The following is a 15,560-nucleotide window of genomic DNA, read 5'->3' as shown; positions in this document are numbered from 1 at the left end:
GCGGGGTGCGTGGCGGTCCCGTCCGACCCGCCGGTCGTACTTACCCACTTACGTACTTACAGGTGGGCCCTGTGGACAACGGGGCTCACCTTTTTGCTGCCCGTACGAGACTGAGTGCGTGATCCGAAACGAAGCGCTCGACCGTCTCCCCGTCCGCCATGCCGTTCCCGAACTGCTCGCCGCGCTCGCGGAGCGCGGCGCGGCGGTGCTGTCCGCTCCTCCCGGCACCGGCAAGACGACGCTGGTGCCGCCGGTGCTCGCGGGGCTCATGGGGGACGGGCCGGCGCGCCGGGTGCTGGTGGCCGAGCCGCGCCGGATGGCGGTGCGGGCGGCGGCCCGGCGGATGGCGTGGCTGCTCGGCGAGGAGGTCGGGGGCGCGGTCGGCTTCTCGGTGCGCGGCGAGCGGCGAGCCGGTCCGGCGACCCGGGTCGAGGTGGTGACCACGGGCATCCTGCTCCAGCGGCTCCAGCGGGACCCGGAGCTCGCGGGGGTCGACGTGGTGCTGCTCGACGAGTGCCACGAGCGGCACCTGGACGCCGACACCGCGATGGCGTTCCTGGTGGACGTGCGGGCGGCCCTGCGGCCGGAGCTGAAGCTGGTCGCGGCCTCGGCGACGAGCGACGCCGAGGCCTGGGCGCGGCTGCTGACGGCCCTCGACGGCGACGGTCCCGCGCCGATCGTGCGGAGCGAGGGGGAGGGACACGGGTACGAGGTCCGGTTCGCCCCGCCGCCCGCCGGGATCAGGCCCGCGCACGGCACCTGGGTGGATCCGGCGCTGCTGCGCCACGTGGCGGCGACGGTCCGGCTCGCCCTGGAGCGGCACGGCGGCGACGTCCTCTGCTTCCTGCCGGGCACGGGGGAGATCGCGCGGACGGCGGGGCTGCTGTCCGACCTGGACGCCGAGGTGCTCCAGCTGCACGGGCGGGCTCCGGCGGCGGTGCAGGACGCGGTGCTGCGGGGCGCCGAGCCGGGCGGGCGGCGCCGGGTGGTGCTCTCGACGGCGGTGGCGGAGTCGAGCCTGACGGTCCCGGGGGTGCGGATCGTGGTCGACTCGGGGCTCGCGCGGGAGCCGCGGACGGACCACGCCCGGGGGCTCGGGTCGCTGGCGACGGTGCCGGTGTCGACGGCCGCGGCGACCCAGCGGGCCGGGCGCTCGGGACGTGAGGCGCCCGGCGTGGTCTACCGCTGCTGGGCGGAGGCGGAGGACGGCGGCCGGGCGCGGTTCCCGTCGCCCGGGATCAGGATCGCGGACCTGGCGGACTTCGCCCTGCGGGCCGCCTGCTGGGGCGACCCGACGGCCGGGGGGCTCGCGCTGCTCGACGCGCCGCCGGCCGGGGCGATGGAGGCGGCCCGTTCGGTCCTCGGGTCGATCGGGGCCGTGGACGCGGCGGGCCGGGCCACGGAGCGCGGGGTACGGATGTCCCGGCTCGGGCTCCATCCGCGGCTGGGCCGCGCCCTGCTGGACGGTGCGCCGGAGGTCGGGGTGCGGCGGGCCGCCGAGGTGGTCGCGCTGCTCGGCGAGGAGCCGCCGCGCGACTACGGGGACGACCTGGCGGCGGCCTGGCGGACGGCCCGCCGGGGCTCGGACGGGTACGGCGCGCGGTGGAGGGCGGAGGTGCGCCGTCTGGAGCGGGCGGCCGGAGAGGCGGTGACCGGGGGCGGGGGCTCCGAGGGTGGCGGGGGCGCCTCGGCGGTCGGGGAGGGCGAGGACGCCGTGGCCGGTCTGGTGACGGCGCTCGCCTTCCCGGAGCGGGTGGCCAGGGCCCGGGAGCAGGGCGGCTTCCTGATGGTGTCGGGGAGCGGGGCGCGGCTCGCCGAGGGTTCCGGGCTGCGGTCCGCACCGTGGCTGGCCGTGGCGGTGGCGGACCGTACGGCGCGGGACGCCACGGCGCGGGTGCGGCTCGCGGCGGTGGTGGACGAGGCCGTGGCGCGGCGGGCGGCGGGGCACCTGCGGTCCACCGGCGAGGAGGTCCGTTGGGAGGACGGGGACGTGGTCGCGCGCTCGGTGGACCGGCTGGGCGCGGTCGAGCTGACGGTCCGGCCGCTGGGCACCGGGGCCGATCGCACCCTGGTGCGGGAGGCGCTGCTCGACGGTCTGCGGCGCGAGGGTCTGGGGCTGCTGCGGTGGGGCCGGGAGGCCGGGGAGCTGCGCGAGCGGCTGGCGTTCCTCCACCGGGAGGTGGGCGGGCCGTGGCCGGACGTGTCGGAGGAGGCGCTGGTCGACCGGGCCGGGGAGTGGCTGGAGCCGGAGCTGTCCCGCGCCGGGCGCCGCGCCGACCTGGGGCGGATCGACGCCGGTGAGGCCCTGCGGCGGCTGCTGCCGTGGGCATCGGGCGAGGCGGGCCGGCTGGACGAGCTGGCGCCGGAGCGGATCGAGGTGCCGAGCGGTTCGCGGATACGGGTGGAGTACGGGGGCGACCGGCCGGTGCTCGCGGTGAAGCTCCAGGAGATGTTCGGTCTGGCCGAGACGCCCCGGGTGGCGGGGGTTCCGGTGCTCGTCCACCTCCTCTCCCCCGCCGGGCGGCCGGCGGCGGTGACCGCCGACCTGGCGTCGTTCTGGCGGGACGGCTACCGCGCGGTGCGGGCGGAGCTGCGGGGGCGGTACCCGAAGCACCCGTGGCCGGAGGACCCGTCCGCGGCGGTGGCGACCCGGCACACGAGCGCGCGGCTCAGGAGGGAGCGGTGACTCCGGGGAGGCGGTGGGACGGGAGGTGGCCCGGGAACGCGAAGCGCCGCCCCCCTCGTCCGGTGCGGACGGAGGGGGCGGCGCGGGAGGCGCGGGGCGGGAGGCGCGGGGCGGCCGGGCCGGTGCCTCGGGCGAGGCGGCCGGGCCCCGGAGCCCTGATCGACCTGCGGGGGGGGGGCGGCGATCAGACCTCGGGACCGTGATCAGGCCTCAGGGCCGTGATCAGACCTCAGGGCCGTGATCAGGCCTCAGGGCGGCGATCAGCCCTTGGGCGCGGTGGAGGTGGAGGAGTCCGTCGGCGTGGAGGACGACGGGGAGGGAGAGGCGGACGGCGAGGGGGAGGTCTCGGGCGTAGCGCTCTCGGAGGGCTCCGGCTTCGGGGTGGGGGTGGTGGGAGCGGGGGTGGAGGCGGGCTCGGTGACCTTGAGCTCGACGAAGAGGGCGCCGCCGCCGGGCGTGGTCAGCTTGAGGAAGTACGTGCCCGTCTTGTCGCCCGCGAGGAGGTCGCCCGCCGCGAGGGTGAGGGTGCCGTCCGTGGCGGTCCGGAAGGTGGCGGTGCGGGAGGACGTGCTCTTGAAGGTCGGGCCCTCGGCGCTCGCCTCCTTGTCCGTCTTCGCGGTGACGATCTGCGCGGTGACGGGCACGCCGGGGGCGAGGGCCTCCTTGAGGGTGGCCTTCACCTGGACCTGCTGGTCGAAGGCGGTGCCGGTGGCGGCCGACAGGGGGGCGTCGCCGACGCGGACGAGGGCGTCCGCCTGGCGCTCCGTGACGGAGGCGGCGAATTCGGCCGCGCCCAGGGTCCGGCCCACGACGGTGGCCCGGATCTTGAACGGTCCCGTCTTCTCGCCGGCCCGCAGCGCCGGGGAGGAGGCGACGCCGGACGCGGTGGTGGTGGCGGTGACGACCGTCTTGCCCCCGGCGAAGCGGGCGTCGGTGGCCCCGACGATCTCGAAGCGGACGCTCACCTTGGCGACCGGCTTGCCCGAGGCGTCGAGCGCCGCGACCCGGGGGGTCTTCGCGAAGTCGCTGCCGGTGGTCGCGGTGAGCTGTCCGTTGGCCGCGACCGTGAGCTCCGCGACCTTCCCGGCCGGCGAAGTGGCGGGCGGCGTCGGGTCGGTGGTGGGGGGCTTGGTGGGAACGGTCGGCGGCTTGGCCGTCCCGGGCTTGGGCGGCTTCGGGTTCTGGGTGCTCGGCTCCGGCGCGGGGGACGTCGGGGAGGGGGACGTCGGCGCGGTCGGGAACGGCGTGGTGGGGCTCGGGAAGCCGCTCGGGCGGCGGTCGTCGCTGCGGTCGACCGGCAGCACGCCCGTGCCGTCCGGGACCTGGTGGGTGCCGCGCTTGTAGTACTCGAACCAGGACAGGACCGTGCTCAGGTACTCGGTCGAGCGGTTGTAGCTGAGGATCGCGCGGTCGAGGTCGGCCCTGAGCGCGAGGTTGCGGTCGTTGGCGCAGAGGTAGAGACCGGCGGCCTGGGCCGCGTCGTAGATGTTGTTCGGGTCCTTCTTCCCGTCGCCGTTGGCGTCCTGGCCCCACGTGGCCCAAGTGGACGGGATGAACTGCATCGGGCCGACGGCGCGGTCGTGGACCTTGTCGCCGTCGTAGGCGCCGCCGTCGGTGTCGGAGATGTTGGCGAAGCCGACGCCGTTGAGGGCCGGGCCGAGGATCGGGGAGATGGTCGTGCCGTTGCCGTCGACCCGGCCGCCGCGCGCCTGCCCGGACTCGACCTTGCCGATGCCGGCGAGCAGTTGCCACGGCAGGTTGCAGCCGGGGTCGGTCGAGCGGATCGACTGCTCGGCCCGCTTGTAGGCGGAGAGGACGGACGCGGGTATGCCGGCTTCGGCGGGACCGGTGATCACCGGCAGGTCGATGCTCACCGTGGGCTTGCCCGGCTTGTTCAGCGGCGGCAGCTCCGTGTAGTACGGCGAGTCGCCGGTCGCGGAGCCCTTGCCGGACGGCGGGGCGGTCTCCCCCGCGCCGACGGTGCGGTCGCCGCCGGCGTTGTCCGTGGTCGGCTGGATCGCCTCCGGTGCCTGCGATGCGGCGAGTGCGGCGACCGCCGCGGCCACCACCGCCCCGCTGGTGGCCCCCCTGCGCAGTCGGCGGCCCATGTCCGGTGCCATATGCGTCGTTCCTCCCCAATCGACTGCGGCCCCGCGCTCCCCGCGCGTGGCCTCCGGCGACCCTATGCCAACTCCGTACCGACGAGTACCGGCCCGTGACCGGGTTTCACGCTTTCGTCACCTCTTGGCCGCCGGCCGACCAAACGGGGGCGGGAACCGATCGGGGCGCCCGTCGCCTCTTGCACTGCGACCGATCATGGACCGCCGGCCGTCCCCTACGGGCCGTCGCCGTCCGAACCCCGGGAGTCCCCCTTGCCGTTCACGCTGAGCCACGCCGCTGCCGTGCTGCCCGGGCTGCGCCGGAACGGGACCGCGCGCGGGCCGCTGGTCGCGTCCGCCCTCGTCGCGGGTTCCTTCGCGCCCGACATGACCTACTTCGCCGCCACGGCGCTCCCCGACGCGATGGCCTTCGGGGACGTCACCCACTCCCCCGTCGGGGTCGTCACGGCCGACGTGCTGATCACGGCCGCGCTCGTCGGCCTGTGGCTGACCGTGCGCGAACCGCTCGTGGCGCTGCTGCCCGCCCGGTGGCGGGGCAGGGTGTACGGGCTGGTCGTGGGCCGCCGCCGGCGGGAGCGGCGGCCGGCCGCGCTCGCGGGCTGGTTCTTCCTCTCGGCGGTGCTGGGCGCCACGACCCACGTGGTGTGGGACTCCTTCACCCACATCGACCGCTGGGGCACCCGCGCGATCCCCTTCCTCGGCGAGATCGTGGCCGGCTTCCCGGTCTACCTCTACGCGCAGTACGGGAGTTCGGCGCTGGCCCTGCTGCTCCTCGGCCGGTTCACCGTCCGGGCACTGCGCGCCACCGCGCCCGGGGCGGGGCTTCCCGCCGGCGTGCCGGTCCCGGACCGGCGCGGGCGGCTCGTCGCGGCCGGGCTCATCGGCGGCTGCGTCCTCGCCGGGATCGCCCACCGGGTCCTGCGCTGGGCCGCGTACTGGGGCTGGGACCGGATCGAGACGCCCCTGGACGTCATTCCGACGGCGTGCTTCGGGGCCGGCGCCGGACTCGCCGTCGGGCTCGTGCTGTACGGGACGGGGGTCCGGCTCCTCGGAGCGTCGCCCGCTCCCGGGACGGGGGCCCCGGCTCTCCCGGACGCGGAGGGAGAGGCCCCGGCGTCCCGGCCGGAGCGCTCCCGTCCGGGACCTCGCTGACCTCCTCCGAGGGAGTGAAGTCGCGGGCCGCCGCGCTCCCGGAGAGTCTGCGGTGCACGGCCAGGGCGACCCCCTCCAGCGTGCGGATGCCGTACCGCATGGTGGGGTTGCCGTGGCTCAGCAGGGCCAGCCGGTAGTCGGTCGCGGAGGCACCGCCCGCCCCGGCGCCCGTGCCCACCCCCGTACCCGCTCCCCCGCCCTTCCCCTTGCCCTTGCCGGCGGCCGGGCGCACCACGCCGACGCTGTGGACGCGCCAGGCGTGGGTGGCGCGGGGCAGCCAGCCGTTCTTGAGGTGGACCTTGACCGTGCGGGGCGCGCCCGAGGTGACGCCCCAGGCCTGGTCGCGGACGACCTGACCCATCAGGGACAGCGCCTCGGTGCGACGGGACACCGCGGCGAGCAGGGCGAGTTGGTCGCGGGCGGTGGTGCGGGTGAGGCCCCAGTACCCGCCGTGCCCCGGGACGGTGTCCCGGGCCCCGACGTCGCGCAGCACCCTGGCGAGGCGGGCGCGGGAGAGCCCCTGCCACAGCTCGCCGGCCGCCTTGTTGTCGGAGCGGGTGATCATCGCCCTCATCCGCTGGGACTCCGGGCGGGTGGGCGCGCGGCCGAGCTCCGCCGCCCGTCCGAGGACGGCCTCCAGGATGAGGACCTTGGCGATGCTGGCGGAGTCGTACACCAGGGTGTCGTCCAGCCGGCAGCGCAGTCCCCGCGCGGGGTCGTGCAGGGCGACGGAGACCGTGCCGTCGCGGCCCTCGAGGGCCTTCGCGATGTCCTGGGACAGCCGGCCGGCGAGGGTCGGCTCGCGGGACGAGGTGCAGAGTGCGGGTGCCCGGTGCGCCTCGGCGGGCCGGACGGCGCCCGATGCCCCGAGTACGGCTCCGAGCAGGGCCCAGGCGCGAAGGCGGGCGCGGCAGCTCGTGATCATGCTGCTCAGTTTCGTGAGCCCGGCCGCCAGGACGCCCTCCGGAGTGGTCCATCCGGCGCAAATCACCCCGCCCCCGGGGCCCGCACGGCGGTCGCACGCCCGCCCCCGGTCCCGTACGGCGGCCGTACGGGACCGGGGACGGGTGCGGGTCAGTGCGCGGCGGAGTCCCAGTCGCGGCCGACGCCGACGGAGACGTCGAGCGGGGCGCGCAGGTGGGCCGCGCCGGACATCTGCTCCCGGACCAGGGCCTCGACCTGCTCGCGCTCGCCGGGGGCGAGTTCGAGCACGATCTCGTCGTGGACCTGGAGGAGCATCCGGGAGGTGAGGCCCGCCTCCGTGAGCGCCCGGTCGACGTTCAGCATGGCGACCTTCACGATGTCGGCGGCCGTGCCCTGGATCGGGGCGTTGAGCGCCATCCGCTCGGCGGCCTCGCGGCGCTGCCGGTTGTCGCTGTTGAGGTCGGGCAGGTAGCGGCGGCGGCCCAGCATCGTCTCGGTGTACCCGGTGGCGCGGGCCTCGTCGACGACCCGGCGCAGGTAGTCCCGCACCCCGCCGAAGCGCTCGAAGTAGGTCTCCATCAGGATCCGGGCCTCGGCCGGGTCGATGGTGAGCTGCTGGGCGAGGCCGAAGGCGGAGAGGCCGTAGGCCAGGCCGTACGACATGGCCTTGATCTTGCGGCGCATCTCGGCGTCGACGGCGGACCGCTCGACGCCGAAGACCTGGGAGGCGACGGTGGTGTGCAGGTCCTCGCCGGAGGTGAAGGCCTCGATGAGGCCCTCGTCCTCGGAGAGGTGGGCCATGACCCGCAGCTCGATCTGGCTGTAGTCGGCGGTCATCAGGGCCTCGAAGCCCTCGCCGACGACGAAGCCGTGCCGGATGGCCCGGCCCTCGTCGGTGCGCACCGGCACGTTCTGCAGGTTCGGGTCGGTGGAGGAGAGGCGGCCGGTGGCGGCGACGGTCTGGCTGAAGGTGGTGTGGATCCGGCCGTCGGCGGCGACGGTCTTGATCAGGCCCTCGACGGTGGAGCGGAGCCGGGCCTGCTCGCGGTGGCGGAGCATGATCACGGGCAGTTCGTGCTCGGTCTGGCCGGCCAGCCAGGCGAGCGCGTCGGCGTCGGTCGTGTACCCGGTCTTGGTCTTCTTGGTCTTCGGGAGGTTCAGCTCGCCGAAGAAGACCTCCTGGAGCTGCTTGGGCGAGCCGAGGTTGAACTCGTGGCCGACGGAGGCGTGCGCCTCCTTCACGGCCTGCTGGACGGCGCCGGCGAACTGCTGCTCCATGGCCTCCAGGTGCTCGCGGTCGGCGGCGATGCCGTGCCGCTCCAGGCGGGCGAGGAGGGCGGAGGTGGGCAGCTCGACCTCGTGGAGGAGCTCGCGGGCCCCGACCTCGCCGAGCCGCTCGTCGAAGGCCCCGCCGAGGTCCAGGACGGCGCGGGCCTGGGCCATGAGGGCCTCGGCCTCGGCGGTGTCGTCGGCGCCGAAGGCGAGCTGCCCGTCGGAGGCGGACGCGGGGGCCAGCTCGCGCCCGAGGTACTCGATCGAGAGCGCGTCCAGGGCGAAGGAGCGGCGGCCGGGCTTGACGAGGTAGGCGGCGAGGGCGGTGTCCATGGTGACGCCCGCGACGCTCCAGCCGTGCTCGGGGAAGACCCGCATGGCGCCCTTGGCGTTGTGCACGACCTTGGGGCGGTCGGGGTCGGAGATCCACGCGGCCCAGGCCCGCTCGTCGGCCTCGTCGATCCCGCTGGGGTCGAACCAGGCGGCGGCGCCCCCGGCGGCGGCGAGGGCGACCTCGGCGACGTTTCCGGTGCCGAGGGCCCAGCTGTCGACGGTGGCGACGCCGAGGGGCCCGGTGCCGTGCTCGGCGAGCCAGGGGGCGAGCTCGCCTGCGGCCAGGACGGAGGCTTCGAGCTCGACGCCCGCGGCGGGCGGCGGGGCGGCCTCCTCGGCGGAGCCCGGGTCAACGGCGAGGAGCCGCTCGCGCAGGGAGGGGTTGCGGATCTCCAGGGTGTCGAGGACGAGGGCGACGGCCGTCCGGTCGTAGGGCTCGCGGGCGAGGTCGGCCACCGTCTTCGACAGCTCGACGTCCCGGACCATCTCGGTCAGGCGCCGGTTGAGCCGCACCGACTCCAGGTGGTCGCGGAAGTTCTGCCCGGCCTTGCCCTTGACCTCGTCGGCGCGCTCGACGAGCTGGTCGAAGGAGCCGAACTGGTTGATCCACTTGGCGGCGGTCTTCTCGCCGACGCCGGGGATGCCGGGCAGGTTGTCCGACGGGTCGCCGCGCAGGGCCGCGAAGTCGGGGTACTGCGAGGGGCTCAGGCCGTACTTCTCCTGGATCTTCTCCGGGGTGAAACGGGTCAGCTCGGAGACGCCCTTGGTCGGGTAGAGCACGGTGACGTGGTCGGTGACGAGCTGGAAGGAGTCCCGGTCGCCGGTGACGATCAGCACGTCGAAGCCCTCGGCCTCGGCCTGCGTGGCGAGGGTGGCGATGACGTCGTCCGCCTCGAAGCCGTCGACGGCGAAGCGCTGCGCGCGCATCGCGTCGAGCAGCTCGCCGATCAGCTCGACCTGTCCCTTGAACTCGTCGGGGGTCTTCGAGCGGTTCGCCTTGTACTCGGGGAACTCCTCGGACCGCCAGGTCTTGCGGGACACGTCGAACGCGACCGCGAAGTGCGTGGGGGACTCGTCGCGCAGCGTGTTCGCCAGCATCGAGGCGAACCCGTAGATCGCGTTCGTCGGCTGCCCCGTCGCGGTGGTGAAGTTCTCCGCGGGCAGCGCGAAGAACGCCCGGTACGCGAGCGAGTGCCCGTCCATCAGGAGCAGGCGGGGGCGGGTGTCTGCGGTGTTCTTCGATGCTGTCTGGGCCACGGGACGATCCTGCCACGGCCCACCGACAATCCCCTCCTCACCGGCCGGGGTGCCGGGCTGTCGGTGGCGCGTGACAGGATCGGAGACGTACGCCGCAGGACGACCGCTCAAGGGAGAGCGCGATGGTCAGCAAGCCGCCGGCCGGTGACCCGGTCCAGGACGCACCGCAGGTCACGCCGCCGCAGCACGCAGCCGCCGGACTGCCCGCCGTCGGGCACACCCTGCGGATCGCCCGGGAGCAGATGGGGTCCCTGCGCACCGCGCGGACCCTCCTCAAGGTCAACCAGAAGGACGGCTTCGACTGCCCGGGCTGCGCCTGGCCCGAGGAGGACAGGCGGCACGTCGCGGAGTTCTGCGAGAACGGCGCCAAGGCCGTCGCCGAGGAGGCGACGCTGCGCCGGGTCACCCCGGAGTTCTTCGCCGCGCACCCGATCGCGGACCTGGCGGAGCGCAGCGGGTACTGGCTGGGCCAGCAGGGCCGCATCACGCAGCCGATGCTGCTGCCCGAGGGCGGCGACCGGTACGAGCCGGTGACCTGGGAGCGGGCCTTCGGGATCCTCGCGGAGGAGCTGCGGGCCCTGGACTCCCCCGACGAGGCGCTCTTCTACACCTCGGGCCGCACCAGCAACGAGGCGGCGTTCCTGCTCCAGCTCTTCGCCCGCGAGTTCGGCACCAACAACCTGCCCGACTGCTCCAACATGTGCCACGAGTCCTCGGGCTCGGCCCTGACGGAGACCATCGGCGTCGGCAAGGGCAGCGTCTCCCTGGAGGACCTGCACCGGGCGGACCTGATCGTCGTGGCCGGACAGAACCCGGGCACGAACCACCCCCGGATGCTGTCCGCCCTGGAGAAGGCGAAGGCCGCGGGCGCCCGGATCATCTCGGTGAACCCGCTGCCGGAGGCCGGCCTGGAGCGGTTCAAGAACCCGCAGACCCCCCGCGGCATGCTCCAGGGCGCCGCGCTCACCGACCTCTTCCTCCAGATCCGGATCGGCGGCGACCAGGCCCTCTTCCGCCTCCTCAACAAGCTGGTCCTGGCGACCCCGGGAGCGGTCGACGAGGAGTTCGTACGCGAACACACCCACGGCTACGAGGAGTTCGCGGCGGCCGCGGAGGAGGCCGACTGGGACGGGACCCTGGCGGCGACCGGTCTGGAGCGCTCCGAGATCGAGCGGGCCCTGGAGATGGTCCTCGCCTCGGAGCGGACGATCGTCTGCTGGGCGATGGGCCTCACCCAGCACAAGCACTCCGTGCCGACCATCCGCGAGGTGGTCAACCTGCTGCTCCTGCGCGGGAACATCGGGCGGCCGGGCGCGGGCGTCTGCCCGGTGCGCGGCCATTCGAACGTGCAGGGCGACCGGACGATGGGCATCTTCGAGCGCCCCGCGCCCGCGTTCCTCGACGCCCTGGACAAGGAGTTCGGGATCGTCTCGCCGCGCCACCACGGCTTCGACGTGGTCCGCTCGATCCAGGCGCTGCGCGACGGCGAGGCGAAGGTGTTCTTCGCGATGGGCGGCAACTTCGTGGGGGCGACGCCCGACACGGAGGTGACCGAGGCGGCGATGCGCCGGGCCCGCCTCACCGTCCACGTGTCGACGAAGCTGAACCGCTCGCACGCGGTGACGGGCACGCGCGCGCTGATCCTGCCCACCCTCGGCCGCACCGACAAGGACGTCCAGAAGGGCGGGCGGCAGTTCGTGACGGTCGAGGACTCGATGGGCCTGGTGCACTCCTCCCGGGGCAACCTGCCCCCGGCGAGCCCGCACCTGCTGTCCGAGCCGGCGATCGTGGCGCGGATGGCCCGCGCCGTCCTGGGGGACGGATCGGCCACCCCTTGGGAGGAGTTCGAGGCCGACTACGCCCGGATCAGGGACCGCGTCGCGCGCGTGGTGCCCGGCTTCGAGGACTTCAACGCGCGGCTCGCGGCCGACCCGGGCGGCTTCGCGCTGCCGCACGCCCCGCGCGACGAGCGCCGCTTCCCCACGAAGACCGGCAAGGCCAACTTCACGGCCGCGCCCGTCGAGTACCCGAGGGTGCCGGAGGGCCGGCTGCTCCTCCAGACGCTGCGCTCGCACGACCAGTACAACACCACGATCTACGGCCTGGACGACCGCTACCGGGGCATCAAGGGGGGCCGCCGGGTCGTCCTGGTGCACCCGGAGGACGCGGCGGCCCTCGGCCTGGCCGACGGGGCGTACGCGGACCTGGTGAGCGAGTGGAGGGACGGCGTCGAGCGGCGGGCGCCCGGCTTCCGGGTGGTGCACTACCCGACGGCCCGGGGGTGCGCGGCGGCCTACTACCCGGAGACGAACGTCCTGGTGCCGCTGGAGTCGACGGCGGACGTCAGCAACACCCCCGCGAGCAAGTCCGTGATCGTCCGTCTGGAACAATCCCCTTCCGCCTGAGCGAACGCTCAGTACGCTCGGGCGGAAGCGACGCGACCGGCGCGTTCGGCGCGACCCGCGCGACCGGCGGGGTCGCGCCGATCAGAGCCGTACGAAGACGAACGGAGCCGGGCCATGGGTGAGCAGCAGCACGTGAAGTTCCCGCAGGAGGTCATCGACGAGTACGCGGCGCTCGGCGTCGACCTCCCGGCCCTCTTCTCGGCGGGGCACCTCGGCAACCGGATGGGCGTGCAGATCCTGGAGGCCTCGGCCGAGCGGGTCGTCGGCACCATGCCGGTGGAGGGGAACACGCAGCCGTACGGGCTGCTGCACGGCGGGGCGTCGGCGGTGCTCGCCGAGACGCTGGGCTCCGTCGGGTCGATGCTGCACGGCGGGGTCTCCCGGATCGCGGTCGGCGTCGACCTGAACTGCACCCACCACCGCGGGGTCCGCAGCGGCCTGGTGACCGGCGTGGCGACCCCGGTGCACCGCGGGCGGTCCACCGCCACGTACGAGATCGTGATCACCGACGAGCAGGACCGGCGGGTCTGCTCGGCGCGGCTGACCTGCATGCTGCGCGAGGTCACCGCCAAGGACGCGGAGAACGTCCCGAATGCGGGGGCGGGCACGAGCGCCTGAGGCCCGCGCGGACGGGAACGGCGGAGGGGACGACACCCGGCGGGTGTCGTCCCCTCCGCCGTCCCTACCCCGCCGTCGATCACTCTCCGTGATCTTCGCGCGAGGGGGAATCCACCGAACCGGAGGCGCCGGTTCGTCCGCTGAGGTTTCTGCCACTGTCCGATATCCGGAGAGTCGCGGGAGGCGCCGGTCAGGACCAAGAATCACTCAAGCCCCTTAGCGGAACTGCGCGTTCTCACTATGTGAACACCGCGTAAAGAACACTTTTGCCCCGATTTGCCCACCCGTCGCGCACACTCTTTCCCCGTCGGCATAACAAGACAGTCACATCCTGACCTCGCCGCTCCCCGACCCTCCCCACCTGCGCTTAGAGTCACCGCCAGTCACCGCGCCGCCGGGCGCGTCCTACTGCACGGCCCTGTACCAACCCAGTACGGCCCGGCGTTCCAAAACGGCACCCCTCGCTCCGCAGCTTCACGGCACCACCTCGTCCGAGGGGGCCGCGCCAGGGAAAGGACCCTTCGTGCGAAACCGTTCGTTGCTCATACTCACCACCGCGGTCACCGCGGGAGCGCTCACCCTCACTGCCTGTGGTTCGCGCGACGACAAGGGCGGCGCCGGCAACGGCGACAGCGGCAACGTCACCGTGACCATCGGCCTCGACGCGCCGATCACCGGTGAGCTCTCCGCCCTCGGCCTCGGCATCAAGAACTCCGCCGACCTCGCGGTCAAGACGGCCAACAAGAAGCAGTACGTCAAGGGCGTCACCTTCGAGCTGGAGTCCCTCGACGACCAGGCCCAGCCCTCCGCCGGCCAGCAGAACGCCACCAAGTTCGTCGCCGACAAGACCGTCCTCGGCGTCGTCGGCCCCCTGAACTCCTCCGTCGCCGAATCCATGCAGAAGGTCTTCGACGACGCCAAACTGGCCCAGGTCTCCCCGGCCAACACCAACCCGGCCCTGAGCCAGGGCGTCAACTGGAGCACCGGCGACAAGAAGCGCGGCTACACCTCGTACTTCCGCACCGCCACCACCGACGCCATCCAGGGCCCCTTCGCCGCCCAGTACGTCGTCAACGAGGCCAAGAAGACCAAGGCCTTCATCATCGACGACAAGAAGACCTACGGCGCCGGCCTCGCGGGCACCTTCAAGACCGAGTTCGAGAAGCTCGGCGGCAAGGTCCTCGGCACCGAGCACATCAACCCGGACACCAAGGACTTCTCCGCCGTCGCCACCAAGGTCAAGAGCTCCGGCGCCGACGTCGTCTACTACGGCGGCGAGTACCCCGCGGCCGGCCCCCTGGCCAAGCAGATCAAGGAAGCCGGCGCCAAGGTCACCGTCGTCGGCGGCGACGCCCTCTACAGCCCCGAGTACGTGAAGCTCGCCGGCGCCACCGCCGCCGAGGGCGACTTCGCCACCTCCGTCGGCGCCCCCATCGAGACCCTCGCCTCCGCCAAGGAGTTCCTGGCCAACTACAAGGCCGAGAACTACAAGGAGGCCTACGAGGCCTACGGCGGCTACTCCTACGACTCCACCTGGGCCATCATCGAGGCCGTCAAGAAGGTCGTCGACGGCAACGGCGGCAAGCTCCCCGACGGCGCCCGCGCCAAGGTCGTCGAGGCCCTCCAGGGCGTCTCCTTCGAAGGCGTGACCGGCAAGGTCTCCTTCGACGAGTTCGGCGACACCACCAACAAGCAGCTGACCGTCTACAAGGTCGAGGGCGGCGCGTTCAAGCCCGTCAAGTCCGGCACCTTCGGCAGCTGACCCCACCCCACACCCAGCACCACCCTCACCGCGCGGGGCGCCGCACCAGGCTCCCCGCGCGGTGTCACATCCGTCGAAAGTCTCGGAGGACAATGCGGTGAACGAACTGCCGCAGCAGCTGGTCAACGGCCTGCTACTGGGATCCATGTACGGGCTGGTCGCCGTCGGCTACACGATGGTCTACGGCATCGTCCAGCTCATCAACTTCGCCCACGGCGAGATCTTCATGACCGGCGGCTTCGGGGCCCTCACGGTCTGGCTCATCCTGCCCGGCGGCACCACCATGTGGGTGGCACTCCCCCTCATGATCATCGGCGCCGTACTCGTCGCGACGACCATAGCCGTCGGCGCCGAACGACTCGCCTACCGCCCGCTCCGCGGCGGCCCCCGCCTCGCCCCGCTCATCACGGCCATCGGCCTCTCCCTCGCCCTCCAGCAGCTCGTCTGGTCGCTGTACCCCGAGGCCAAGTCCGCCCGCACCTTCCCGCAGATCCCCGGCGGCGCCATCGAACTCGGCCCGATCACCATCCAGACCGGCGACGTCTTCCTCCTCATCGCCGCCCCCATCTGCATGGCCTTCCTCGCCTTCTTCGTCATGCGCACCCGCACCGGCCGCGGCATGCAGGCCACCGCCCAGGACCCCGACACCGCCAAGCTCATGGGCGTCAACACCGACCGCATCATCGTCATCGCCTTCGCCCTCGGCGCCGCGATGGCCGCCGTCGGCGCCGTCGCCTACGGCCTCAAGTACGGCGTCGTCGACTACAAGATGGGCTTCCTCCTCGGACTCAAGGCCTTCACCGCCGCGGTCCTCGGCGGCATCGGCAACATCTACGGCGCCATGATCGGCGGAGTCGTCCTCGGCATCGCCGAAACCATGGCGACGGCCTACATCAGCCACATCCCCGGTATGGAGCAGCTCGGCGGCCAGTCCTGGGCCGACGTCTGGGCCTTCGTACTCCTCATCGTCGTACTCCTCGCCCGGCCCCAAGGCCTCCTCGGCGAGCGCGTCGCGGACAGGGCGTGAGCAC

8 protein-coding genes and 1 pseudogene are annotated in these 15,560 nt (G+C 73.6%); 6 read left to right on the top strand and 3 right to left on the bottom strand.

All coding sequences use genetic code 11. The features are described from left to right. Window positions 1-118 precede the first annotated feature (118 nt). Window positions 119-2,686 carry an ATP-dependent helicase HrpB gene (gene hrpB, locus ACIP5O_RS16735; protein ID WP_401293799.1) on the top strand — a complete coding sequence of 856 codons (2,568 nt, stop codon included), beginning with the start codon at window positions 119-121 and terminating at the stop codon, window positions 2,684-2,686. Between the two features lie 260 nt (window positions 2,687-2,946). Here the strand turns inward: hrpB and ACIP5O_RS16730 are convergent, their stop codons facing one another. Beyond that, complete coding sequence (locus ACIP5O_RS16730) at window positions 2,947-4,806, bottom strand: lytic transglycosylase domain-containing protein (protein ID WP_401293797.1); 1,860 nt, start codon at window positions 4,804-4,806, stop codon at window positions 2,947-2,949. A gap of 252 nt (window positions 4,807-5,058) precedes the next feature. Between ACIP5O_RS16730 and ACIP5O_RS16725 the strand changes: the two genes are divergently transcribed. Next, window positions 5,059-5,958, top strand: a complete 900-nt coding sequence (locus ACIP5O_RS16725) for a DUF4184 family protein (RefSeq protein ID WP_401293794.1) — start codon at window positions 5,059-5,061, stop codon at window positions 5,956-5,958. 226 nt (window positions 5,959-6,184) lie between these two features. Here the strand turns inward: ACIP5O_RS16725 and ACIP5O_RS16720 are convergent. After that, a pseudogene (locus ACIP5O_RS16720) lies at window positions 6,185-6,523 on the bottom strand (serine hydrolase); the annotation flags it as partial. Window positions 6,524-7,032: 509 nt separating this feature from the next. Next, a complete protein-coding gene (gene polA / locus ACIP5O_RS16715) occupies window positions 7,033-9,744 on the bottom strand; it encodes a DNA polymerase I (protein WP_401293792.1) in 2,712 nt (903 codons plus the stop codon). A gap of 122 nt (window positions 9,745-9,866) precedes the next feature. Between polA and ACIP5O_RS16710 the strand changes: the two genes are divergently transcribed. From ACIP5O_RS16710 to ACIP5O_RS16695, 4 genes are all read left to right on the top strand, one after another. Continuing rightward, window positions 9,867-12,149 carry an FdhF/YdeP family oxidoreductase gene (locus tag ACIP5O_RS16710; protein ID WP_401293789.1) on the top strand — a complete coding sequence of 761 codons (2,283 nt, stop codon included), beginning with the start codon at window positions 9,867-9,869 and terminating at the stop codon, window positions 12,147-12,149. A 114-nt stretch (window positions 12,150-12,263) separates the two neighbouring features. Continuing rightward, window positions 12,264-12,767: a PaaI family thioesterase gene (locus ACIP5O_RS16705; protein ID WP_401293786.1), complete on the top strand. Its 504-nt coding sequence runs from the start codon at window positions 12,264-12,266 to the stop codon at window positions 12,765-12,767. Window positions 12,768-13,290: 523 nt separating this feature from the next. Next, window positions 13,291-14,529 (top strand): ABC transporter substrate-binding protein, encoded by a 1,239-nt coding sequence (locus ACIP5O_RS16700; protein ID WP_401293784.1) that lies wholly within the window; start codon window positions 13,291-13,293, stop codon window positions 14,527-14,529. Window positions 14,530-14,626: 97 nt separating this feature from the next. Next, window positions 14,627-15,556 (top strand): branched-chain amino acid ABC transporter permease, encoded by a 930-nt coding sequence (locus tag ACIP5O_RS16695; RefSeq protein WP_356543438.1) that lies wholly within the window; start codon window positions 14,627-14,629, stop codon window positions 15,554-15,556. Window positions 15,557-15,560 lie beyond the last annotated feature (4 nt).

The sequence above is a fragment of the Streptomyces sp. NPDC088915 genome, from assembly GCF_044749825.1.
Lineage (GTDB): Bacteria > Actinomycetota > Actinomycetes > Streptomycetales > Streptomycetaceae > Streptomyces.
The sequence above is the reverse complement of the archived record's forward strand: the minus strand, read 5'-3'. Positions and strand labels throughout refer to the sequence as shown.

What these genes read in the sequence shown, in the direction of transcription:
- ACIP5O_RS16730 (WP_401293797.1), bottom strand. Translation starts at nt 4,806, where the DNA reads ATGGCACCGGACATGGGCCGCCGACTGCGCAGGGGGGCCACCAGCGGG.
- ACIP5O_RS16710 (WP_401293789.1), top strand. Translation starts at nt 9,867, where the DNA reads ATGGTCAGCAAGCCGCCGGCCGGTGACCCGGTCCAGGACGCACCGCAG.
- ACIP5O_RS16705 (WP_401293786.1), top strand. Translation starts at nt 12,264, where the DNA reads ATGGGTGAGCAGCAGCACGTGAAGTTCCCGCAGGAGGTCATCGACGAG.